This is a genomic window from Pseudomonas sp. DE0010 (assembly GCF_007680745.1).
Classification (GTDB): domain Bacteria; phylum Pseudomonadota; class Gammaproteobacteria; order Pseudomonadales; family Pseudomonadaceae; genus Aquipseudomonas; species Aquipseudomonas parafulva_B.
Map to the genome: position 1 here is coordinate 90,608 of NZ_VEJQ01000019.1, position 23,512 is coordinate 114,119.

At 57.1% G+C, this 23,512-nt stretch carries 15 protein-coding genes and 2 pseudogenes; 4 read left to right on the forward strand and 13 right to left on the reverse strand.

The annotated features are described in order from the left end of the window. Nucleotides 1-16: 16 nt before the first annotated feature. Genes FS767_RS15390 through FS767_RS15405 form a run of 4 tightly spaced genes read left to right on the forward strand, consistent with a single transcriptional unit; the run spans nucleotide 17 to nucleotide 2,987 of the window. Nucleotides 17-1,414: a YfjI family protein gene (locus tag FS767_RS15390; protein ID WP_144966637.1), complete on the forward strand. Its 1,398-nt coding sequence runs from the start codon at nucleotides 17-19 to the stop codon at nucleotides 1,412-1,414. Then, nucleotides 1,398-1,757 (forward strand): hypothetical protein, encoded by a 360-nt coding sequence (locus tag FS767_RS15395; protein WP_144966639.1) that lies wholly within the window; start codon nucleotides 1,398-1,400, stop codon nucleotides 1,755-1,757. Before FS767_RS15390 ends, FS767_RS15395 begins: the two co-directional genes overlap by 17 nt. Further along, nucleotides 1,735-2,715, forward strand: coding sequence for an integrase domain-containing protein (locus tag FS767_RS15400; RefSeq protein WP_144966641.1), 981 nt, complete (start codon nucleotides 1,735-1,737; stop codon nucleotides 2,713-2,715). Before FS767_RS15395 ends, FS767_RS15400 begins: the two co-directional genes overlap by 23 nt. Next, complete coding sequence (locus tag FS767_RS15405) at nucleotides 2,712-2,987, forward strand: hypothetical protein (protein WP_033701633.1); 276 nt, start codon at nucleotides 2,712-2,714, stop codon at nucleotides 2,985-2,987. Before FS767_RS15400 ends, FS767_RS15405 begins: the two co-directional genes overlap by 4 nt. Nucleotides 2,988-3,056: 69 nt before the next feature. Here FS767_RS15405 and FS767_RS15410 read toward each other — a convergent pair whose 3' ends face one another. The 13 genes and pseudogenes from FS767_RS15410 to FS767_RS15470 form a co-directional block, all read right to left on the reverse strand. Next, a complete protein-coding gene (locus tag FS767_RS15410; protein WP_144966643.1) occupies nucleotides 3,057-6,095 on the reverse strand; it encodes a DEAD/DEAH box helicase in 3,039 nt (1,012 codons plus the stop codon). Further along, nucleotides 6,096-8,126 carry an EH signature domain-containing protein gene (locus FS767_RS15415; protein WP_256674277.1) on the reverse strand — a complete coding sequence of 677 codons (2,031 nt, stop codon included), beginning with the start codon at nucleotides 8,124-8,126 and terminating at the stop codon, nucleotides 6,096-6,098. Between the two features lie 17 nt (nucleotides 8,127-8,143). Then, nucleotides 8,144-8,908 (reverse strand): OmpA family protein, encoded by a 765-nt coding sequence (locus FS767_RS15420; RefSeq protein ID WP_003249891.1) that lies wholly within the window; start codon nucleotides 8,906-8,908, stop codon nucleotides 8,144-8,146. Then, nucleotides 8,908-11,253: an anti-phage ZorAB system protein ZorA gene (gene zorA, locus FS767_RS15425; RefSeq protein ID WP_144966647.1), complete on the reverse strand. Its 2,346-nt coding sequence runs from the start codon at nucleotides 11,251-11,253 to the stop codon at nucleotides 8,908-8,910. Before zorA ends, FS767_RS15420 begins: the two co-directional genes overlap by 1 nt. A gap of 46 nt (nucleotides 11,254-11,299) precedes the next feature. Then, nucleotides 11,300-13,273 carry a DUF262 domain-containing protein gene (locus FS767_RS15430; protein ID WP_144966650.1) on the reverse strand — a complete coding sequence of 658 codons (1,974 nt, stop codon included), beginning with the start codon at nucleotides 13,271-13,273 and terminating at the stop codon, nucleotides 11,300-11,302. Nucleotides 13,274-13,302: 29 nt separating this feature from the next. Further along, nucleotides 13,303-14,976 (reverse strand): restriction endonuclease subunit S, encoded by a 1,674-nt coding sequence (locus FS767_RS15435; RefSeq protein ID WP_144966652.1) that lies wholly within the window; start codon nucleotides 14,974-14,976, stop codon nucleotides 13,303-13,305. Next, on the reverse strand, nucleotides 14,973-16,457 hold the full coding sequence (locus FS767_RS15440; RefSeq protein ID WP_144966655.1) for a class I SAM-dependent DNA methyltransferase: 1,485 nt from the start codon (nucleotides 16,455-16,457) through the stop codon (nucleotides 14,973-14,975). Before FS767_RS15440 ends, FS767_RS15435 begins: the two co-directional genes overlap by 4 nt. A 2-nt stretch (nucleotides 16,458-16,459) precedes the next feature. Beyond that, nucleotides 16,460-16,861, reverse strand: a pseudogene (locus FS767_RS23530) (HNH endonuclease); the annotation flags it as partial. A gap of 435 nt (nucleotides 16,862-17,296) precedes the next feature. Beyond that, entirely contained in the window at nucleotides 17,297-19,669 is a 2,373-nt protein-coding gene (hsdR, locus tag FS767_RS15450; protein WP_144966660.1) for an EcoAI/FtnUII family type I restriction enzme subunit R, read from the reverse strand. 793 nt (nucleotides 19,670-20,462) lie between these two features. Further along, nucleotides 20,463-20,987, reverse strand: a pseudogene (locus FS767_RS15455) (helicase-related protein); the annotation flags it as partial. 5 nt (nucleotides 20,988-20,992) lie between these two features. After that, nucleotides 20,993-21,235: a hypothetical protein gene (locus FS767_RS15460; RefSeq protein ID WP_144966662.1), complete on the reverse strand. Its 243-nt coding sequence runs from the start codon at nucleotides 21,233-21,235 to the stop codon at nucleotides 20,993-20,995. 60 nt (nucleotides 21,236-21,295) lie between these two features. After that, nucleotides 21,296-22,024 carry a hypothetical protein gene (locus tag FS767_RS15465; RefSeq protein WP_144966664.1) on the reverse strand — a complete coding sequence of 243 codons (729 nt, stop codon included), beginning with the start codon at nucleotides 22,022-22,024 and terminating at the stop codon, nucleotides 21,296-21,298. A 93-nt stretch (nucleotides 22,025-22,117) separates the two neighbouring features. Beyond that, a complete protein-coding gene (locus FS767_RS15470; RefSeq protein WP_144966666.1) occupies nucleotides 22,118-22,822 on the reverse strand; it encodes a hypothetical protein in 705 nt (234 codons plus the stop codon). Between the last annotated feature and the right edge of the window lie 690 nt (nucleotides 22,823-23,512).

Genomic DNA, 23,512 nt, shown 5'->3' on the forward strand with positions numbered 1-23,512 from the left:
TTTATGGAGGACGGCTATGCAACTTCGCGAAGTACAAGGGCCACCACGCCCCTTGTTGGAACAGCAGATTCCGCCCCTACCATACCCGGTCGCGGCGCTAGGCGATCTATTGGGGCCGGCCGTAGAGCGCATGGCCGATGTCATCGGCGTGCCCTGCGCCATGGCCGCGCAGTCCGTACTGGCCACGGCAGCTTTGGCGAGCCAGGCGCATGCCAATGTTCACCTCGACGGTCGAGTCTATCCGTTGTCGCTGTACTTGCTGACAGTGGCTTGCTCGGGTGATCGCAAAAGCGCAGTGGACCATGTTGCGCTGCAAGCCATACGCGACTGGGAGAGACAGCAGTGGATCGCCTATGGCGAACAGCTCAAGGCTCACCGCGCTGCAATGAGACTCACCGCGAAATCGCCAACCTCGAAAAAGTCAGCACAGCTAGCGCTGGACGCCCAACCTGAGCCCGTCCAACCGAGACTCCTCAGTGCTGAGCCGACCATTGAAGGTCTGGTCAAAAGCCTCTGCCATGGTTTGCCGAGCATGGGGCTGTTCAGCGATGAAGGCGGGCAGTTTTTGGGCGGCAGCACCATGAGCAAGGACAACATGATCAAGGCCATCACTCACTTGTCGACGTTATGGGACGGTAGCCCGATTGATCGGTCGCGCGCGATGGCTGGGGAAAGTCTGCGTGCCTATGACCGCCGTCTCAGCATGCACTTGATGCTGCAACCCCGTATGGCAGATCGCTTGCTGCAGGACGCTGATATCAAAGACCAGGGCATCCTGGGACGCTGCCTGACAAGTTGGCCAGAGCGTCTGGTTGGACAACGGCTGTACAAAGCCATCGACCTGACCCGTGATCCAAAGGTGCACCTGTACCAGCAGCGCATTGCCGCGCTCATGCAGACCCCTTGGTCACGCCATAAAGACGGCGGCCTCAGCCCTGCAACCCTAGAGTTAAACCCCCGCGCCCGTGAAGCCTGGATTGCCATTCACGACACCATTGAATGCGAGTCCGGGGAATTCGGCGAGCTGGTCAACGTGCAAGCTGCTGCGGGCAAAGCCGCAGCGAACGTTCTGCGCATGGCTGGTGTGATGGCGGTGGTTGAAAAATCGACTGTCTTGGAAGAAATGCACATCCAGCGCGCCTCTACGCTGATGGACTACTACCTGGCCGAGAACCAACGACTGACCGAACAGGAACCACTGAACAAGCTTCGCGCAGAGGCCGATTGCCTCCTGCGCTGGTTGATAAAGAAGAACTGGCCACCGTTTCGCCTCCGCGATATCACGCGCAACGGCCCCCGCTTTGCCCGTAAAAGCACGCGGCACACCTTCGAGTTATTGCTGCAACTGGTTGCCCATAACTGGCTGAACAATGACGGGGACATATTCGAGGTGCGCCATGTTCCGACTCAATGACGCCGTGCGCCGCTATCGGGCGCAACATTGCTCGCCGACCGAGTTACGGAGTGTCGCCGCCACTGCCACCACTTTGTCGCCACGTGCCAATCCAGATGCGGCGGGGGTTGTCGCCAGTGTCGCCGCTGTCGCCGCTCCAACATCTGAGTCAATCGACCTCGCTCGGCTTATCGAACAGTTGCAAGAAGAAGGGGCTCTGCTGCAACACAGCGAAAACGCCCTTCTCGTCCGCCCAGCACACTGGGGACAGTTGGACTGCATCGGTCCCCACTGGAAAGCCCTGCTGCTGCACCTACAAACCAACGATCAAGGTGAAGATAATGGCGCTGGTCGGTCGGCGTGACGGTCGCAACTTTGGCTATGGTCGCCAACTGAGCTATGCCGGGCGGCAAGCACTCGGGGATATGTTCGCAGGCGGCCACTTCGCCACCGTGAAAGCACACAGCGATCGCTGGCAAGCCTTCGTGCGCTGGTGCCGGTCAGAAAACGGCCCCGGTTACAACGATGCGCGCCAGATTGATCGACATACGCTGGAGGATTACGTCGCATACCTGCGCCAGCAGATCCAGCAAGGCGAGCTGTGTATCGCCACCGCGCAAAACCGCCTGAGCAGCGTTAACCGCACCCTTGCTGCGCTGCGCGGTGATCAGGATGTGAGGATCGCCAGCCCGAGTCAGGCGTTGGGACAGCAGCGCTCGAGCGTACGCACTCGCGCGCCGGATGGCCAAGATCACCAACAGGTGCGGCGACTGGCTGAGGTGCTTGGAGAACAGCAACACGATCGGGTGGCCGCCATAGTCCTTTTAGCTCTAGCAACCGGCATGCGCCTGCGCGAAGCGATCCTGGCTGACCTGCCACGCTTACACCGCGAAGCCGAACGCTTAGGCCGCATCAACATCCAAGACGGCACCAAAGGAGGCCGTTCAGGCTCATCAGCGCCGCGATGGGTGGTGGCCAATGAAGCGGTGAAAGCGGCCCTACAGTTGGTTCGTCAGGCATCGCCGACCGGCAGCCGCAACTTGCTGGCCCGAGACGAAAGCTACGCCATATTTCTGCACCAAACAGTGCTCTCCGCCCGCAAAACGCTGCATGCACACGGGCTGAAGGGTTTTCATGAACTGCGCGCAGCCTACGCCTGCGAACGGTACGAGCAGCTCACGGGCCACGCCGCACCGGTCAATGGCGGCCACTGCTATCGCATTGACCGCGCCCTTGATCAACTGGCGCGCCAACAGATCAGCCTTGAGCTTGGGCATAACCGGATCGATGTGGTATCGGCCTACATTGGCGGGAGAACATGAGCAAACCCTTCGATATGACGCTGTTCCTGAGCGGCGTACTGACCGGCTCAAAGGCCACGCAGCAACGTCACCTACGCCAAGCACGAGTCATGCAAGCAGCCATTCAACAGCGATGGCAACGCGATAATCCCTGGACCTGGCAGCTCAAGCATGTGCGCTGGTTTCTCACTCAGCACCTGAAAGACCATTCCGACGCCACCCGGTATTACTATCGACTCACCGCCCTATTGATCTGGAAGCGATTAGGGAGCGGCCGAGGATTGCTGATCTGACGCTCGAATCGAGGGTAGGCAGTCCATCAATAAATCTATCCCCCCTTTCACCTCGCCCGTACAGATTCTTTAAAGGCCCATCGACTGAATCATCTCACCTTCACTGACCGACTCCGGCGTCACAACAGCATCCTTGAGCATCAGTTTTCCGCGCAACAAGCGGTCAAGGTGCACATCGAATGAATCAAACTGGGGATGAGTGACAGCAGGCAGGTGAATGAATACCGGTTTGGTCTGGCCGATCCGGTAAATCCGGTCAGATGCCTGTGCCTCTTTGGCCGGGTTCCAGTGGCGCTCCAGATGCACCACATGATTGGCCCCGATCACGGTCAGACCGACCCCCGCAGCGACTGGCGACATGATCAGTACATTGAAACCGCTGTGGGCTTCAAATTCGGCAATCAGCCGCTTGCGCGTCATGTCTTCCGCACGTGTCGCGACCGCTTTGGTATCGCCATTGATCACAGATACATTCAAGCCATAGATCTGGTCCAGCCAGAGCTTGAGGACTCGCTGCAGACGCTTGGTCATCATGAATAAAATGACCTTTTCACCCTTGCTACGGATCTCATCGAGCAACTGCAGCATCACCGCCAGCTTGCCGGACTCCATCATCAGTTGCCGCGCTTGCTTGCCGTCCTCGCTGTACAGCGCCGGCTCATTCTCCAGGCGTGGGTGCAGGGAAATCGAGCGCAGCTGAGTCAATGCCGCCAGTGCGGTACCCCGCATATCCTCAGCACTCGCACGTCGCGCCCGGTAGCTGTTGAGGACTTCATCGTAGATCTGTAACTGGTTGCCTTTCATCACCACACCCAACTGCGTCGCATGCCGTTGCAGGCCATGATCAGCTTGCTCGACACCACTGAGAATGGTCTTGGTTGGCAGGCCCTTGAGCTGATCCTCTTTCACCCGCCGCAGCATGAATATGCCAACCGCACGCCGCAGCTGCTCGCCTAAATACGCCCGGACCTCATCTCGCTCATCATCGCTGGCAGCCAGGATCGGCTTGATCCAGGTATCGCGGAAGTTTTCCCAGCCCCCCAGTAAACCGGGCTGCACCGTATGCATCAGGCACCAGAAGTCGCCCAGGCTGTTTTCTACCGGCGTGCCGGTTGCCAGCAGTTTGAAATCCGCCTTGAGCCCTTTGGCCGCAATAGTCTGTAGCGCATTGGGGTTCTTGATGTTCTGCGCCTCGTCGAAGATGACCATGCCCCAGTCGATACGGCACAGAGAGAACTGATAATCGCGCAGGGTCTGGTAGGTCGTCAGTACCAAGCGGCGATCCATATCCAGACGATGCACACCAGCTTCCGGCCCCACATGCAGCGCATAGCGAATGCTCTGCTCATCCATCATGCCACTGCTGTCATCGATCATAGACGCCAACTGCACCGATTCGCGCTCAGCACCGTTGACGCGATAGTCGCGCAGACTCCGCCCCGACTGCAGCACCACCACATCGCGGAACGGAATGCCGGCGAAAGTCTTGCCGACTTCATCCTCCCAGTTTTCCAGCAGGCTCAGCGGCGCCACCACCAGAACTGGTTTCTGTGGCTTGTCAGCCGCGCGCTGACTGGCCAGATATTCCCCGACCGTAACCAGCGACATGTAGGTCTTGCCGAGGCCCATGTCATCAGCCAACAGACCACCCTGCAGGCGATACAGGTCATCCGCTTCATCCTGCAACGCAGCGCCCATCAGTTTCAACATCCACTCGATCCCCTCACGCTGATGAGGGAACGGCTGCCGGGCATAAACCGACCAGTCGGGCACAGTCAACGGCGTTGCAGCAGCCGCCTTGTGCAACAGTGCAGAATTTATCTCGTCGGCATCCTTGAGAATGACCCCGACCTTTTCCTTGCCTTCCGGGGGCTCGTACTCCTCGTCACGCGATTCGATATCGCTGACCGGGTGCATGTTCTGGCGAGCCTTGGCCAGCTCCTGCTGAACGGCCGGGGCATCAGAGATATCGATCACCTCGCCAGCAAACGCCACACTCGTCGCGCCCTGCTCATTAGCCGCCTGCAGTACCGCTTCGAAGCGCTGCAAATCCTCGGGAGACTGAATCAGCTTGCCCAGAATTGCGGCAGGTGCCGGGCGCTTGTCCAGTGCAAACCAGTCATTCTTGGTTGCATCCAGTGCGCCGAAATCCATGTGCTGAAGCTTGCCGATACCCGCAACCCGGGCGGAGAAACCCACCTCCAGATTGACCAGCGCAGCATCAAGAAACGCCGTTGGCGTCGCAATAAACTCATTAACCTGATCAGCGGGGATACGCTTGTTCGCCAGCACATTGCGGATGCCGTCCATACGCGCCTGATCCAGCAACAGCACGCGATTGTCGATGCGCAGCACGCCGCCATCGGCCGACATGTCCAGCTGCGACCAGCGCTTCTCCAACTGGTCAGGCCCCGAGCCATCCCCCAGGCTCGGGCAGAGCTGAAGGCTGCCATCCGGCAGACGCGTAGCGATAACCCCGACGTTCTCCGGCACCACCACGTCAAGCCGCTCGAAGTGGCTCAGATCAATGCGCATGCCGCTGCGTGCAGCGGTCTGCAACTCCGCCATCAGGCGCAGATTCGCCGCCTCGCCGCGCTGCTCAGGAGCTAACGCCTCATGCCGCTCCCAAGCCTGCAAACCCATCATTTCAGCAGGCGTCAGCCAGTAGCACTCACTGCTGGTCAGGTACAGATAGGGGCCTTTGCGTGTAAAGCTGGCAGCGCCATCCGGCATTTCCAGGGTGATCGCCACACGAAAACCACTGTTGCCTGTGCGTCCACTGATCGAGGTCAGAAAGCGCCCCGGCAAGCGCCTTGGCAAGCGCAGGATTTCCGCCTGCTCAAGGTCCATCCCCGAAACATCTTCGGCACCGATGTGGAAACCGTTAGCGGTGGTTTCAGCAATGCCCTGCTCAGTCAGCATATTGAACACGATCAACTGTACTTTTGCCAGCGCACTACCCTGCCCAGTTTGCAACGCCTGGAAGGCCGGCATGGGCATGAAGAAGTTCAAGCCATTGGAGTCCGGTTGCGACTGAAAACCCTGCTGGGTACTCAACGCGCCATCCCGCTCACCGATGAGCGAGCGGAAAATATCCATCAACCTCATCTATTCGGCCCCTTCATGTTCATCCAACGCCTCAAGCGCGAGACGTGCTGCCTCATTCACCGTCCAGCCGTACTGCTCATCACGCACGCACATGTCCTTCAATGGGCCATACAAGATCTGATTGATTTCTCGCGTATCGACATCGAAAACATTCGCGGCATAGCGGACTTTATCGCCCGGGTTGTCCACGAAGTAGCGCAGTATTTTCAGAGCCGAGGGTTTCAACCCTGCCAGCAGCCCTTCGTTTACCACCATCTGAGGAGCCGCAGCAGCAGCATTCACTTCTCCAGAACTTACAGAGCGCGACACTACGGGATCATGCTGTTGAGTACCTTGCCCTACCGAAGAAGATGGAGCAGAAGTTACAGCACGTGGAGCCACTGGATCTTGTGCAGGAGTAGATCTGGAATCTCTCGTTGCCTGTGAGACAGGCGAAGGCCCCTGAGGCTCTGACATCGTTTGAATTGCCTGACCAGTAGCTGAGCCCCGTGGCTCACTTAGTAGAAAATCCGGAGCTTCTGCTAACTTGGACTTCGGTACTACGGTGCGAGTAGAGTTAACTACAGGCATGCCATAACGCCGTAGATATGTTTGATAATCAGAACGACTTAGCAATCTTTCGAGATCGAGAGAAATACCGTTTTCCGCCAAGAAAGTGAAAACCTTGTTCTGCCATACCATAGGATGATGTGAGTATGAGACATAAGGCAGACCAGGATAACTACGCTCATACTCCAACGGAACAACCTTAGTAAGATCGGCATCACTAAATACATTTTTATCAAAAGACCTCAACAACTCACTCGGCAGAGCAAGGTAAACCCATATCTTAAAACTATGGGAGCCTTGAACAAGGTGAAATGCACCGCAATCCATATAAATAACGGCTTTATCGTGCATCCGCCCTTCCATTCGAGCAAAGCTTGTTTTTACCTCAGACCCAAGAATTTTCCTGACGGTATCCTGCGCCTTATTACCCAACATCAAACGCGCATTAACAATAAGCTTCTGCTCAAACAACCCTTCAATAAATCTTTTACGAGCAGGAAACATACGCTGCAATTCTAAATTCTGAGTTTCAATCCCGTATTCCTCAACTGCACTCAGGAATAGTCGCAAATCCTCCTTGACCAGCCAGCCCCGAACCTTCTGCACCCGCTCCTCACCGAGGAACTGCCACCACTCACGGTAATTGGGCGAATTGCGGGCAATCCGCGGATCCCCCGCCAGATTAAGGATGAAGTTCAACCAGGCATCGCCCGGTTCCTGCCCGACGCGGTCGATCAAAATCTCCAGCGCGATATGGCCGATTCGCCGCTCGCCCTCGTAGGGCGCCTTGGCCACAGAGGGTTTCTGCAGTTCGTCCAGCACCGGGTCATACTCACCGGGCGAAAGCCCTCGCAGGGTCTCCAGGTAGAAGTGCGCCCGGCAGATATCGCCATAGCGCCCATCGTCAAAGCCCTGAAGACCCAGAGCCTCAAAGGTTGCACTCAGCTCATGGCCGCTGTCGCGAACCTGCTCGACCAGTTGTACCGGGCCGTCAAGCGGCAACAACCAATGTCCATCACGCTTGAGGGTTAACAGCGGATCGGCTTGCGGCCCGCTGATTCTGGGTTCAGGCAACAATTGCAGTTGCTGCAGCAAAACCTGCTCAAGCTTCTCACGCAGCCCCTCGTGCTCGTCCAGCTTGTCGAAGCGACGGAAGTAGAACTGCGCCAGTTGCTGCAGAGTAATGCGCGTCAGCCTCGGCTGCTGCGCCTCCACCAGCACAGTGAGCAAGCGGACACTGAACAGGCGCCTACCGATAACCTCGTCGTTCAACCACAACCAGGTCAGCGCTCTCGCGGTAAGCCGGCGTTTGAGCAACGCCGGCAAGCCGTCAAAACGCCCGGTGCTGGCCATATCGCGCAAACGCGCCAGTATTGCCTCGAACGCATCACCCTGCCCTGTCGCTGCCGCCATCCTGGCCCCCTTTTCGATCAGAATCTGCCAGCCTTCGATTGTCTTGGCAGGCCACTCGACCACGGGCATATGCACCGGGGGCAACCTCACGGCTGCACCTCTTCCAGACGCTCACGTACCTGCTCGTACTGAGCGCTGTCCGGGCGGCGAATGGTGAAGCGGATGTCGATACGACGGTTGCGCTTGAAGTCTTCTTCCGCCTGCTGGTCTACCACCACCGGCCGGGTTTCACCGTAACCACTGACCGAGAACAGCGGCTTGCCATCCTTGTTGTTCAGGCTGGCCAGTTGCTCATCACCCGGTAGGGCAGCGCCCCAGAACTGCCACAAAGAGATGGCGCGGAAGGTTGAGAGCCCCCAGTTGCCTTTGCCCATAAACCCCGGGAAGGGTCGATTGTCGGTATGGCCCTCGATGAAGATGGTATCGAGATACTCAATCCTGTCATCACGGGCGATCACCTCATGGATCACCTTGCCAATCTCCAGCGCACGTTCCTGGTAAGCGGCATGAATGTCATAGGCGCCGCTGTCGAACCCGAGCAGATCGTTGGGGATACTCAGCACCGTATGATTTTCGCTGACCTCGACCTTGATGCCGCGACGGCGCAGGGCCTCAACCGCTTCATCAAGAATGGTGCGGCGCACCTGCTCGGCCTTTTTCAGTTCAACGATTTCTTCCTCGAACTGAACCTGCCGCTCCTTCAGCTCCTGCTGAATCTCCATCAACTGCAGGATAAGAATCACCGAGGCCAGAATGAAGATCACCAGCAGCGCCGACATGATGTCCGAGAAGGACATCCAGTACGGATTCTCCTCGTCGACGCTGACCTCTTTGGCTTTGCCCAGACGCATCAGCGTGCCTCCAGCTCATCCAGAATGCTGCTCATGTTCTGCACGATGCGGTGCATCTGATCCGCATAGTTCTGCGAGACCTCATTCCACTTGTTCATGCGGTCATCCGTCTGCACGCGCACCTCACCGGCATAGCTACGCAGCCACTCCTCAGCCTGCTTCTCAACCGCCTCGACCTGCTCACGCAGCGCCACGCCCAGTGACGTAAATTCATGGCGCACCCCGGCGAGAAATTCCTGCTGGGTCGTTTTCATCTCGCCAAAGCCGTTACGCGCCTCGCTGGCAGCCTGCTCGAAGCGCTGCGCACCTTCCAGCAGGGTGCCCTGCAACTGCGCCAAGGTCGTCGCCTGCTGCTGCAGCTGGCCGGCTAGTTCGGCGTTCTGTCCACCCGCCTGCTCGATGCGTGCCGTCACCTGCTCCAGGCGCTGGCCCAACAGCTCGGCGGCCGAGCGCACGTTGGCCGATAGCAGGCCAAGCTGGTTGGCACTGCTGTCCATATGCTTGCTACTCTGCGCTGCCGCCTCGGTGGCCTGCTTGAGCTGGCCGAGCAACTGCTGGTGCTGCTCCGCCATCAGCCGGCTCTGCTGCTGAGTGGCCTGCACGGCACTGGCCAAACCGGCCAGCAGCTCCTGCTGCTGCAGGGTAACCTGCTCCAACTGCTGCTGGAAGCGCTGCTGCCGCGCCTGCTCGCGGGCCTCGGCTTGCTCGCCCTGGGTGCTGAACTGCGTGGTCAGGCCACCCAACAGCTTGTCCACGGTGCTCTGTAATTCACGTTGTTGCTGCGCCGCCGCCTCGTTGAGTGCGCTGATCTGCTGCTGGCTGCACTGCCCCAGGCTACCCAGCATCTGCTGCTGGCGTTTGAGCAGCTCGGCCTGTTGCTGCTCATGCCGCTGGCTACGCGCCTGCTCACGCTGCTCGGCCGCGCCCATCTGCGTATCGAGTTGAGTGTTGAGGCTCATCATCAAACGGGAGAACACCTTCTCCAGATTGTTGTGACGCTCGTTGCCGGCCTCGGCCATCGCCTGCATCTGCTCACGGGTCGAATGGGAGAACTGCTCCAGCATCGCCGTCTGGCTGCTGCTGGCCTGGCCCAGTACCCGCTCGAACAGCGCCTGGCGCTCCTCGTCGCGCTGCTGCGCCACACCCAGCTGATTCTGTAGCTGACCACTCAGGCCCGCCATCAACTCGCTGAAGCGCTGCTCCATCTGCGCCTGACGATCATCAGCAGAACCGCTAATGCGCTGCAATTGCGCCTCGAAGGCCGAGCTTTGCTGCTGCGCCACCGACATCTGCTGGCTCTGCTGCTCGCTGAGGCTGCTGAACAACTGATTCAGCTGCTCGCTCATGCCACTCACGGCGGCATTCACATTAGCCGCTGCCTGCTGCATCTGCTGGCCCTGCTCACGGCCAACCGAGGTCATGCCTTCCATAAAGTTGCCTACCAGGCTTTCCAGCACCTGAGTGGACTGCTGGCTGGTGGTGCTGACCAAGGTCTGAATGGCCGGCGCCATGATGTTGTTCAGGGCATCAGTGAGTGCGGTCTGCATCGCCTCGTTCATGCCGGTCAGGGTTTCCTGCAGACGCTCGCCGATGCGCTCGTGCAGCTCCTGCAGCGCCTCCTTGCTCTCCTTGCCGTATTCGGCGATGTGCACCAACGACTGCTCGGCGGGAATGCGCGGATACAGCGCATCCACATCGTGCTGCAGCGCTTGAATCCCCTGCAGCGCCGCACGCTCGAACATCTTCTCGATGAAGTTGAGCAACAGGCTGAACAGCACACCCCAGACTGACGTCATAAAGGCCACGGCAGCACCGGAGATCAGCTTGTTGATCCCGCCCTTGAGCGCTTCGATCTCGCCCGTACTGCCAACCAGCCCTTCCAGACCAACGGTCAGACCGACGAAGGTGCCCAGCACGCCGATGGCCACTAGAAAGCTTGGCGCTGCCGCCAGCAAACGGCTGGCCGTCAAACCACCAGCCAGCGTACGCGGGTTGAAGAAGTGCTCGGCATCCAGCGTGTTGAACAGCTGCTTCTGATCCGAGGACAGCACTAGGCTTTCGTCGAATTCACGCCAGAGCATGCCTACATTCGGCGCCTTGAGCTCACCCGCCCTCTGTAGGGTTTCCCGGCGGTTCTGCGCTAGCGTCTCCTTGCTCTGCCCTTCCAGCAGCGAGTGCAGAGCCTGCATCCGCGCGCTGAAGCGGCGGTAATGCACCACCAGCGCCCAAAAGGAAAAAACAAAGACAAGCGCAGTGGCCGACCAGAACCAGGCACTGATGCCATTAGGGTTGGCGCTGAACATATGGGCGAAGTCAGGAATCAGGTGTTGCAGCAGGTCCATCATGTCAGGGCACCCAAAAACGTTATTTGAATAATCAGTGGTTCCAGCATCACTTCGGCATCGGCCAAATCTTCAGCGCGGATGCAAACAGGCTGTCCGCTCGCACCACGATTTCTTCCTCATCCCAGGAATCGTTGTCGCCATAGCGCTGGAAGTGGGTGTTGAGCATCAGCAGGCTGGTGGTTACGATCTCCTGCCGCTTCACGGCAAAGGGTTCGTTGCTCAGGGCGGAGTTGAAGGCCTGGGTCACCAGTGTGAGGTTGCCGATACTGTGCAGCAGGCGACGGCGCTTTTCCTGGTTCTCTGGCGTGTCCTCGGCGAGCGGCCAGTTCGTTTGCCACTTCTGCGGCAACACATGCTCCACGGTCAGGCCATCAGGTAGCACCAGGCTCTCCTGCTTGCTACCGCGCATGGACAACTCCAGCGCCTCGAGAACCGCACGGACCTTGCTGGTGTTGCGGCCCTGGTAAAGAGCGCGATGGCACCAGTTAAGGGCGAAGGCCTCGTCATCCGGCCAGCACTGGCTGTCGCCCTGCAGGGACAGCAACTTGTCGCGCAATGTCGCGGCATCGGTCTTCTGCTCGCGCACCATCTCCACCAGCAAGCGGTTGAGGAAGGTGCGGTTGTAGCTCTTGGTGGTGTAGCCACAGATAAACCGGCGCACCAAGTAAGACTCCAGATCACCAATGGCCTGCAGGAACTCCGCGGAATCCGGCTTATGGTGCTCCAGTAGATACAGTACAAGCGGCGTCACCGTGGATACATCCAGCAGTTTCAGACGCCGGCAGAACAGATCGAGGCGACTCGCCTGCCCCGGTACCATAAAGGTCTGGAAATACCCCGCCAGGTGCGTGATGCGCGCCAGCTCGTGCTGAGTGTCGCGGGGCTCGTACTGCCACCAGTCTTTGAATTCGTTGAATACGTGGGCCACCTTCAAATCCTCGCACTTGCGCATGCCCACGTAGTGGTAAAGCAGCAGGTCCAGTCGCGAGTTCTTCAGGCGGCCCTGCCGCTCCTGCTGCTTCCAGAACTTGGCGCCCTTGCCAGTGCTGGTGTCTACCGTCTCGTCGAAATGCTGCCAGCCCTGGCGATACAGCTCATCCACGTCCTCGCCGTTGCGGGTGGCATGGAGGAAGATGAAGTTGCGGATCAGGTCGCTCGGCAATAGCGGCGCGCCCCGGGCATTGAGGGTTTCGAAGATAATCTGCGGATCGTCCTCGTCCTCCAGCTCCAGCGACATGATCTGGAAACCTTCGCGCAGGGTGGCCAGCAGCGCATGGGCGCGCTCCACCTGCAGAGGGAGGTCGGCGCCCGGCAGTTTCAACTGGTTGTCCGTGTCGATGGTACGAATCACCGCATGGGCCACGGTGTGTTCTTCATCTGCAGCCGCGTCCGGCAACGGGTCGTCGTAGCGCAGGCCGCGCAGGTGGCAGGCCAGCATGGCGTGGAAGAACAGGTAGGCACGCACCATCGCCGGGCGTTCCTGGTACTGCCGGCCGACCTTGGCCGGGAAGCGCTCGCTGATCTTCTCGGCGCTGCCCAGCCCGGCCAGCGCCTGCATGACATCGCGGCCAACATTGGTCGGCAACACCTTGAGGGTATCGCTGGCCTGGCGGTATCGGCCGATATTCTGCGTCAGCGGCTTGAGGTCATAGCTCAGCGCATCGTCATCCAGAGGCGCGACCAGGTCGCGAAACGCCAGCAACAGAATCTGCAGGGTGGTGATACGCTGCTGACCGTCGATCACATCGCGGTTGCCCACGGCATCACTGCTGCCGCCCTTGAGGCTGCCGATCACCACGGTCCCGAGAAAGTGCCGGCGTAGCGGCCTGAGCCGGCCAGCCCCGACCATGGCTGCATCAACCTGATGCTGGACGATAGCCTCCAGGCGGTCAACGAGGTCTTCCCACAGCGGCTGCACCTGCTCGTTCAGCGTCCACACGTAACCGCGCTGGAACAAGGGGATCAGGTACTGCGCGCGCTCGGTAAACAGGTCGGTGACGGCTTTCTTGTCGGGACGCATAGGATGTCCTTATCGGTGTTCTTGTTAAATCAGGCCACGCCCTGCTCGACCAGCGCACTGGCTAGATGCTCGTGCACTTGCCGGACATGATTAAGACGGGCTTTGAGTTGGTCGCAGAGGGCCATCAGCTGGTCGACTTTGGCGACGATGCGGTGTTGTTCGGCGAGCGGAGGTATCGGAACTGGTATTTCTTTAAGGCGAGAGGATTTGATACCAGTGGCGGTCATACCTGTGGCGGCATCTGAAAGCTGCGTCTGAAAGCCAGAGGACATCATGGTCAGCTTCAGGAATGGGCCCGTTTCCAGCTCATGCAGTTGGAAGCAAATCACGCGCTGAGCCAGTGCAAAACGCTCAGCAATATCAATTACCGCCACGTTCCCCATTGGAGCTTCGGTTGTGAAAAGCATGTCTCCAACCCGTGGAAAGCCTCTTGTCATCCAAGACAAGTAGTCCGTCTCAGCAATGAACTCTTGAGGATCTCTACTGATGAATCCTGGACGCACATTTTTGGCAGTAATGAGCGGTACGCCATATGATGTTTTTGTAGGTGTCCTGCCCCGGTAGTCAATGAAACGAGCAAGGTTGCCAAGCCGGCAGGACGCCCAACCGGTATGTAGCCTGAAGTAATGCTCAGCCTCTGGGACATCGTCTCTTGCTGTCGTTCGAAGACCTTCTTCGGAGATGAGGCGCGCCTTTTGCTCGGCAATCCGCCTCAGCAATTCACTCGCCGGTTCATCGCTAGGATCTTGCGGCACCAACTTGCCCATCACGGCCAGTTGCAGCAGGGTTTGCTTGAGGGCGTCGATGCTGGATTCGGTGGTGAGCAGGGCGTGGAAGTGCTCGGTGAGGCGCTGCCAGCTTTGCGCAAAGTCTTCTGCATTGCTGGCCTGAGTCAGGCTGCCCAGCAGCGCCTGCACCAGTTGGACGTGGGCGCTGACGGCATCGGCCTGCCGCGCTTCCAGCCGGTCGCACAGGGCCATCAGCTCATCGACTTTGGCGACGATGCGGTGTTGTTCGGCGAGAGGGGGTAGAGGGAAAAGGGCTTGCCTACCGTCTTCAGTTCCTAGCCTAGGCATTTTCATACCGTAGCTTTTAGCATTCACATAGCTGAGGAAGTATGGGCTTTTCAGCGCGACCATAAAGTAGTGCGCTACATAAGGTCCGTGGCACCTGAACGGGAGAATTTCGGTTGTGCAAAATCCGTCATCCTCAGCTACTAGAACCTTATTCAGATACGGACGGAGCTTGCCATAGAGCACATCGCCTTTAGCGAAGCTGTTCTTGTCACTGAGAGAGTTACGCTCGTAAAAGCGAGTCTTCTGTAAAAGTCTTGAAGTGTCTTTCTCAATATCCTCAAGATCGAGCACCCAAGCGTCATCTGGGATTTCGTCTTTTTTGGTTGTAGTACCAAAGTTGGTAATTTCGCCAAGACGAGCCCAAACCCAGGCCACTGGCAATTCAAATGGTAGTGCTGCCTCTTCAACGCCAGCCAGCGGTTTCTGCTTCTTGATTTTCCCCTGCGCCACAAGCCGCGCTTTTTCCTCAGCAATCAGCTTCAGCAACTCACTGGCCGGCTCATCACTCGGATCTTGCGGCACCAGCTTACCCCGCACCGCCAGCTCCAGAATCAGCTCACGCAGCTTCTTGATGCCATTGGGCGCGCCGGCCAGCAGCGGCAGATTGTCGGTCAACACGGCGCTCATGCGTCACGCTCCGCCGCCTGAGCGGCAAAGGCCTCGGCCAGCACAGCCTTGAGCTGGTCGCGCAGTTCGCCAATCTCGCCTTGCAGCGCGGCGTAGTCGCGCAGCAGTTCGTTCGGGTCATGGCTGATCTGTTCTCCGACGTGAGGGTTCTTGCAGTCGAGGTTCCAGTTGCAGTTTTGCAGCTCGGCGAAGCTGACCTTCCAGGCAAACTCATTCTCCTGCCGTGCGGCAAAGCCATCGGCCTCGCTTCCCCACCAGGCTTCCTCGACAGCAAACTCTTTGACTCGCATGGGTTTGGTCTTGGAGTAGCTTTTGTAACCGACTGGGTACTGGTGCTCGTAGAACCACACGTCCTTGGTGGGCGTGCCCTTGGTGAAGAACAGCAGGTTAGTCTTGATGCCGGTGTAGGGGTTGAACACGCCGTTGGGCAGGCGAACGATGGTGTGCAGGTTGCATTCGGTCAGCAGCTTTTCCTTGATGCGACTCTTGATGCCTTCACCAAAGAGGAAACCGTCGGGCAGCACCACGGCGGCGCGGCCGCCGTCCTTGAGCAGGTGCATGATCAGCACCAGGAACAGGTCGGCGGTTTCGCGGGTGCGGAAGGCCGTAGGGAAGTTGGTTTCGATGCCGTCTTCTTCCATGCCACCGAACGGCGGGTTGGCGACTATGCAATCGACCCGCTCAGCCGGCCCCCAGCTGATAAGCGGGCGCCCCAGGGTATTGTCATGCTTGATCTGGTTGGGTACTTCGATGCCGTGCAGGATCATGTTGGTGGTGGCCAGCAGGTGCGGCAGTGGCTTTTTCTCCACCCCGAAGATGCTCGCCTGCAGGGCGCGCTCGTCCTCGGCGGTTTGCACATAGCGCTTGCGCTTGTGCTCGATGCTGCAGGTGAGGAAGCCGCCAGTGCCGCAGGCCGGGTCCATGACCTTTTCGTCCAGCTTGGGGTCGACCATGCGCACCATGAATTCGGTGACCGGGCGCGGGGTGTAGAACTCACCGGCATTGCCAGCGTTCTGCAGGTCGCGCAGCAGTTGCTCGTAAATGTCGCCAAAGGCGTGGCGCTCCTGCGCCTTGTTAAAGTCCACCCCTTCCTGAATCTTGTTGATCACCTGGCGGATCAACTGGCCGGACTTCATGTAGTTGTAGGCATCCTCGAACACGCCACGCACCACATAGGTGGCCGGCGTGGTGCTGTATTCGTGGAGGTTCTGCAACTGCGGGAACAGGTTGTTGTCAATGAAGTCCTTCAGGGCATCACCGGTGATGCCCTCCGGGTTGGCCGCCCACGTACGCCAGCGGCAACTCTCCGGAATCGGCGAACGGTAGTCGTCATCGAGCAGCTCCCACTCCTGCTCGCGGTCGTCGAATATTTTCAGGAACAGCATCCACACAAGCTGGCCAATACGCTGCGCATCACCGTCGACGCCGACGTCCTTGCGCATGATGTCCTGGATGGATTTGATGGTGCTGCTGATGGACATGCTTACTTCCTGAAAAGGTGTTCACGGTGCCAGGCCAGATAGTCGCGATGTTGCGGCTTGATCTGGCGCAAGCGCAGACAAGGGGTGATGTTGAGCGCACGGGCGCTTTCGGGGTCGAGATCCTCGCCAAGGAGAATCTGCCCCTGATCGTCAAAGCTGATCAGGCCACGGTCGAAGGCCAGATCAAGATTGGGGGTGAGCAACAGCCCGTTGAACGGATCAAGTCGCTCGGCCGGGCTGGCAGCACGCCAGGGTTTGATATGCGAGGCCCGCAACAACTCCGGTACGCAGCAGTCGGTAATCGCACAGCCGCCCCAGTAGGCCAGCAGGTCGTCGCGGTAGCTGCTCTGGCCGATGCGCGCTTTGATCAGGGCATCGCGTTCGGTGTCGGTGAGGTTGGGATCGTTTAGAAATTCCTCTGTAGAGACCGAAGATTTAGGAGTCGCGGACTGGAGGGCAGAAACAGAGGATTTATAACCGAGTAGATCAAGCAGTTGATGAAGGTCGGCCTCTGTAGCGATATCCAATGCAATTGCTAATTTACTGTCAGAGCCAGCTACGGTGGGATAACCCGTCATGTTGGTGTTTCGATACCCGATATTTGGCAACGAAGGGGAAAGTACCTTGATGGAGTCCCATTTACCTGCTGTGGCATGTTCTGGATGAATGAGGAAGGGCTGCTTGGCAACAGGAGCACCCGTTTTGCTCATTTTGACGAATACACGACCGTTAAAACCAGGTTGCTCATACCCGTTAGCATGTTGATTTTTTACGGTCAGAACAAAGCCCTTACGGATGAGCGCAGCTGCGATTTCAAATGAATTAAGTTTGGGCATCGGTTATCCGTAGAGCTGTCGCTCAAGCTCCTGAATGGCCTGCTGATAGCCCGGTTTGCCGCCAAAGGCCTTGACCAGCTCAATCGGCGCACCGATCTGGCTGAATGGCGCCAGCTGAAGAATCTTGATGTCTTCGATGTGCTCGACGCCGGTGTCGGCGTATTTGTCGAGCAGGGCTTCCAGTACCTGGCGGGCGGCGCCGGAGTATTTGGCGAAGTAGTTGCGTTTTTTCACCTGCTCGGCGCGCTCCTTGCGGGTGAGCGGCGGCTGGTCGAAGGCGATATGGCAGATCAGGTCGAACGGATCGAGCGGCTGGCCGCGCTTGGCTGAGACTTCGTCGTCCAGGGCTTCCCACATCACGCCTTGAGCGGCCAATTCATCGATGATGACTTTCTTCTGTTCGGCATCGCTCCAGCGACGCAGGAAGTCATCCAGCGAGGCAAACTGTTTCTTAACGCAGGTGCGGGTGTAGTCGCGTAGCGATTCGGTGATCAGCTTGCCGTCCGGGCCGTAGTACTGCACGCGCTCGGCAATGACGTGGACGGCGACGTTGTTGATCACGTATTTGACGCGCTTCTTGCAGCCATCGTCGTCAGCGCCGCCGGTGGTTTCGTCACCTTCGGTTGGCCCAGCGCCACCGTCGATCACGTCACCCTCTTCGCCCTCGGTTTCTTCCGGCGGCACCGGTGAGGAGTCGCCCTCGGGGTTGTAGATTACCGCCGGCTCCCCGTCGAAGGCCGGGTCGGCAAACAGTTCGGTGGCTTTCTTGAAGTCCATGATGGTGAACCAGTACTTGCCGTAATCCTCGTTGATACGGGTGCCACGACCGATGATCTGCTTGAATTCGGTCATGGATTTGATGTGCTGGTCGAGCACCACCAGCTTGCAGGTCTGGGCATCAACGCCGGTGGTCATGAGTTTGCTGGTGGTGGCGATCACCGGGTAGCGCGACTCGGGGTTGATGAAGTTGTCCAGCTCGGCCTTGCCTTCCTTGTCGTCGCCGGTAATGCGCATCACGTATTTGCGGTTTTCCTCAACGCGCTTGGGGTTGAGGTTGACCAGGGCCTGGCGCATGCGCTCGGCGTGGTCAATGTCGTCGCAGAAGATGATGGTTTTCTGGAAGGAGTCGGTGGCGGTCAGGTATTCGGTGACCTTGCGGGCAACCAACTGGGTGCGCGCCTCGATCACCAGGTCGCGGTCCATGTCGTTGAGGTCATAGACGCGGTCTTCGATCAGCTCACCGTTCTTGTCGCGCGTGCCCTTGGGCGGGCGCCAGCCTTGCAGGTCTTTGTCGAAGTCGATGCGCACCACTTTGTACGGGGCGAGGAAGCCATCTTCGATGCCTTGCTTGAGGGTGTAGCTGTACACCGGCTCACCGAAGTAGGTAATGCTGGAAACCTCTTTGGTCTCCTTCGGCGTAGCGGTCAGGCCGATGTGGGTGGCACCGGAGAAGTAGTCGAGAATCTCGCGCCAGGCCGAGTCTTCGGAGGCGCTGCCTCGGTGGCATTCGTCGATCACCACGAGGTCGAAGAAGTCGCGGGAAAACTGCTTGTAGACATTCTTCTCTTCTTCATTGCCGGTCACGGCCTGATACAGCGACAGGTAGATTTCGTAGGACTTTTCGATCTGCCGTTTGGCAATCTTGGTCATCGCCTGGCCGAAGGGTTTGAAGTCGTTGTTCTTGGTCTGGTCGACGAGGATGTTGCGGTCGGCGAGGAAGAGGATGCGTTTCTTCTGCCCGGACTTCCACAAGCGCCAGATGATCTGGAAGGCAGTGTACGTCTTGCCGGTGCCGGTGGCCATGACCAGCAGGATGCGATCCTGCCCGCGCGCCACGGCCTCAACGGTACGGTTGATGGCGTTCATCTGGTAGTAGCGCGGCATGCGCCCGGTGCCGTCGTCGTAATACGGGGCTTCGGCCTTCTGCTGGCTTTCGCCGCTGAGGCCCTTCCACTGACAGTAGCGCTGCCACAGCTCCTCGGGGCTGGGGAACTGCCCCAGGCTCAGCTCGGTTTCCTTCTGCGCGCCGGTACCACTGCGATCATGGAAGAGAAAACCGTCACCGTTGCTGGAGAACACGAACGGCACATCCAGCGCCTCGGCATAACCGAGCGCCTGCTGCATTCCGCCGCCGAGGGCATGCTTGTTGTCCTTGGCTTCGATAACAGCCAGCGGCAGGTTGGCCTGGTGATACAGGATGTAGTCTGCGCGGCGCGATTCGCCCCGGCTGTGCAGCTTGCCACGGACGATGATGCGGCCCTTGGTAAAGCTGACTTCCTCACGGACCTGCTTGTGCAAATCCCAGCCCGCTGCGGTGATGGCCGGCGTGATGTATTTGCTGCAGATGTCGCGCTCAGTCAGTGAATTCTTGTCCATGTATCCGTCCCGTTGAACTGCATTGACCTCGCATATCTGGTTGGCGAGGCGATTATTGGGACGGCGTAAAAGTGTACGCTAGAACCCTTGATTACGTCCCTGATGGCTCTTTGACCTAACTGTGTGCGAACGACGTCACAATATCTATCCAGCCAGCATGGGTAAAGATCGCGCCCCATCAAAACGCGGCTTTTTTGCACAGAGGTAACACCAGTATCCACTCAAGCTACTCGCGCGGCACTGTGACGCCAGCGCATGGCGAAATGCACGTTCTCCCGTGCGATTGGATCACGCCGCTGGATCATCCCAATCCCCCGTCTGTCCTGAAGCTGCCGGGAGCTGTCCACGGTGAGAAAGCAAAGGCAGTTGCGCTCACAGAACAGCGGATGCGAGTAATCCAATAGACCATCGATGCCGCCGTCACGAAGAACGCGATGCCGAGGCGGATAGCTCTTCGCTCAACCTACTCGACATCATGGACACCACAGCTGCTTCGACGTATGCGCCCTGCGATGCAAACTTCAGCGCACCGTAGGCCATTGAGCTGCCGGCGCCAAGACTGGACAAGCTCACAGGTAAACAATCCAGGCAGGCCTCGCTGGCGACACTGCGTTAGAACCCCCTCAGACGGCTGAAAGCTCCGCAATTGCAAATGCAGTAATGAACAACCTGCACGCATAATTGACACATAGCCAAGTAACCCCGCATAGGGAGGCAGGCATTAACAGTGTGTCGAGGCTGGCCGTCACCTTTCTATTTCGATTGTGATTTTGATTAATTAAAGGCTCAGCCTTCACCGCGCCCCCAGCAATCCCTCAAAATCCGAAGCCTGAAGCTCCGAAGCCCCACTCAACATATCCCGCGCCAACGCCCGTCGCTTACTCAAAAGTTCATCCAGCGTCGCCTCAAACGTCGGCATCGCTGCATCTCGAACCGTCGGATAGTACACATACACATCCTTCTGCTGCCCAATCCGATAGGCCCGATCGGTCGCCTGATCTTCCTTGGCCGGGTTCCAGCAACGCGTGAAGTGAATGACGTGGTTGGCGGCCTGCACGTTCACCCCGAATCCGACTGCGATAGTGGACAGGATGATGACGGCGAAACCTGGCAGCTCCTGGAATTGATCGATCAGCCTCTGCCGGCTATTGGCGCTCTGACTGCTGGTACTGGTATCACCATTGATGACCGTCGCCCGAAATCCGAAACGCTGCTGAATCGCGTGCTGCAATTCCCGCTGAATATATCGCAAATCGGTAAAGACGATAAACTTGTCGCCGTTGCCGGCTCGCTTGATCGACTCGAGCGTTTGCATCAGGCGGCTCATTCTTCAACTGACTGAAGCAAAGCTCTAAGCCTTGAAATTGCCACTCCATCAGACTTGAAACCGAGTTGCGCTTCCTCCAGCGGCGTTACGTCGTCCCTGATGATCTGGACGGATAGGTGATGCATTTCGTCGCGCACTGTGCGAGGAAGCGCCTCAAACGCGGGCTCATGTAGCTCCAGTGCACGGGCAATGGCCGACGCTCCAACTTGTTTCGCCTCGTATGCAGCCACCACTTCCATGATTCGCGTTGCAATGCTCCGGTTCGACATAGCCATCTAACGACAAGCTAAGCGGCGCAGCTATGCTGCGTCCTTGCTTGAGCTCATTGTTAGCTTTGGTAGAAACTTAACTTCACCCTTGAGAAAAGTATTATAGAACTGAGTTAGTACGTGGTACTTTTGCCCAAAGATAGAGCCATATCTAATATCTACAACCGTAGACCTGCCCGAGGTACTGAAAGTGCAAGGAGGTACATCACCATTGATTACTCCACAGGCAAGTGCCTCTAACTCAAACGGTCGTTCAGATTGAACTTCTGTTGAAACCCTTAGAAGGGGCGCACCTGAGTCATCAGGGTTAAAGAAGTTTTCGTAGTCGCCTAGTAACGCTACTTTGTACTTACGAGTTTCTCCAGCGCGAATATCTACTCCATTACCATTATAGCCGTTAGCAAATTCATCACTATATGGGGATTTATTAGAGTCATAATTATAAAATTCTACCCTGACATTTTTCGCGGTCACATTAGATGTGTTTTTTATAGTAAAAGTGACTAATTCATCGTTGGAGCTGTTTTTTTCTTTTTCTACCCTCGTTATTTCTAATTTAGTCGGATTCTGATCAATGGTGAGGAGGTCTTGAGCACTCAGCTTCGATGGAGCGGGTTCCAGCCATTGGTAAACACCAATAGTCCAGATAATCAGCTGGACTGAACCTACAAATATTCCAACTGCAGCTCCAACATAGCCAATTCTATTTAGCATAGTCCAACTTTTGAACTGCTTGGACGATGGTATTAAAAGTTTCAAGTTATCTCCGCTTACTTAGTGAAAGCTAACGTTTGGTTAAGGGGCGGGCCTTAGCCCGCCCCAGTGAGCGTAGCGAACGATTTGAACCAATTGTTATGCTTGAGCACATAGGCTGCTAATGCTCGCTGTTTGCTTTTTAATGCCTGCTACCGGATTGAAGACATGTGCTGCTAATTGCTGTTCGATAATTTCACGATTTTGTTGGAATAACGTGCGCGCAAACTCAGGAACAATAGGGCTGCTCATGTACCGTGCAATGTATTTCATTTTGTCTACATTGCTTTGAGTCGGAATGCTTTGGCCGTATTCATCAGCGATTTTTTCGACTTGAAGCATTAGGTCAGTAGAGAATTCTAGACACAGAGTGAGAATGTCTTGCTTCGGGGCTTCAAGGCTAATAAATTTCCCTTTGCTGTCAATTCTTTCTATATTGCTCGCAATGTAATACTTGCCATCAGTGTAGGCGTTGATGATTTGCATGCCGTCATGCGTTATGGCATTTCTGCATTCCTTGACAAATGCAGAGTGCCTTACTCCTGAGAAGTATGACCAAGCAATTTTCTGGCTTGTAGCTGTTTTTAAAGAGTCTTTCAGTGACTGGAAGGTATTAACGAAAGCATTGAAGGTGAAATTTATGTCTTCATCGCTTGTGTTGACAGGGTTGATTCCGGCTAAGAAGCTGTTGTTGACTAGATTGCAAATACTTATAATTTTTCTTAGGAAGTACTCATATTCTTCCAGCTTGTTTTTTATAAAGCTGCCAACGACCATCTTATGGTGTGTTTCTTGTTCAGTCATCCGTTGAGACTCTTCACATAACTATAAATAGACACCAATTGGTGTATAACTGCCCGGACGGGCGTGGTGTATAACATTCCTTGTTCCTTTCGTTATCCCTGTCTAGGCTGGAGCTGTTGGCGTTTCGATGAGCGTATAAGGGAGTTACACACCATGGAAGGACAGCCTCGTTTGCTCGATCAGATGCGGGAGCAAATTCGCCTGCGACACTACTCGATCCTCACGGAGCGTGTCTATTGCAGGCGGGTTACACCGTGCGGCAGATATGTCCACAGAAGCCGAGGCAGCTCATGTGAATTTCGCAGCGTGTGACTACACCTTTACCAGGACTCAGCACCTGGCATCACCTGCTCTGATCCTGACGGTCAGCTTTTGGTAGCGCAGCATCAGAGAATCAAAGCCTCAGACTGAACTGCCGTCGTCACGGCCTCAGACGAGCCCGCGCACCGTGAAATCGAGCTTTCGGTATTCCAATTAGTATTCCATGACCAATTTTTAAACCGAGTTTTTTCAACCAAAAGAGTGGCTTAGCCAATCAATTCAGATGACCCCGGCATACCGAAGTTTCAGATCACTTTTGTGCGCATGTTGGTGCCTGGGATCTGGAAACCGCTAGGCTCTGTACGAAATCCGTAGAAACCCAGTTATCGCCCCGCATCCTCAGGAATTTTGTAAAGTCCCCGGCCATCA

Excerpts from the sequence above, each read along its gene's own strand:
- FS767_RS15390 (WP_144966637.1), top strand. The coding sequence starts at position 17 with ATGCAACTTCGCGAAGTACAAGGGCCACCACGCCCCTTGTTGGAACAG.
- FS767_RS15395 (WP_144966639.1), top strand. The coding sequence starts at position 1,398 with ATGTTCCGACTCAATGACGCCGTGCGCCGCTATCGGGCGCAACATTGC.
- FS767_RS15400 (WP_144966641.1), top strand. The coding sequence starts at position 1,735 with ATGGCGCTGGTCGGTCGGCGTGACGGTCGCAACTTTGGCTATGGTCGC.
- FS767_RS15405 (WP_033701633.1), top strand. The coding sequence starts at position 2,712 with ATGAGCAAACCCTTCGATATGACGCTGTTCCTGAGCGGCGTACTGACC.
- FS767_RS15410 (WP_144966643.1), bottom strand. The coding sequence starts at position 6,095 with ATGAGGTTGATGGATATTTTCCGCTCGCTCATCGGTGAGCGGGATGGC.
- FS767_RS15415 (WP_256674277.1), bottom strand. The coding sequence starts at position 8,126 with ATGCCCGTGGTCGAGTGGCCTGCCAAGACAATCGAAGGCTGGCAGATT.
- FS767_RS15420 (WP_003249891.1), bottom strand. The coding sequence starts at position 8,908 with ATGCGTCTGGGCAAAGCCAAAGAGGTCAGCGTCGACGAGGAGAATCCG.
- zorA (WP_144966647.1), bottom strand. The coding sequence starts at position 11,253 with ATGATGGACCTGCTGCAACACCTGATTCCTGACTTCGCCCATATGTTC.
- FS767_RS15430 (WP_144966650.1), bottom strand. The coding sequence starts at position 13,273 with ATGCGTCCCGACAAGAAAGCCGTCACCGACCTGTTTACCGAGCGCGCG.
- FS767_RS15435 (WP_144966652.1), bottom strand. The coding sequence starts at position 14,976 with ATGAGCGCCGTGTTGACCGACAATCTGCCGCTGCTGGCCGGCGCGCCC.
- FS767_RS15440 (WP_144966655.1), bottom strand. The coding sequence starts at position 16,457 with ATGTCCATCAGCAGCACCATCAAATCCATCCAGGACATCATGCGCAAG.
- hsdR (WP_144966660.1), bottom strand. The coding sequence starts at position 19,669 with ATGGACAAGAATTCACTGACTGAGCGCGACATCTGCAGCAAATACATC.
- FS767_RS15460 (WP_144966662.1), bottom strand. The coding sequence starts at position 21,235 with ATGGAAGTGGTGGCTGCATACGAGGCGAAACAAGTTGGAGCGTCGGCC.
- FS767_RS15470 (WP_144966666.1), bottom strand. The coding sequence starts at position 22,822 with ATGACTGAACAAGAAACACACCATAAGATGGTCGTTGGCAGCTTTATA.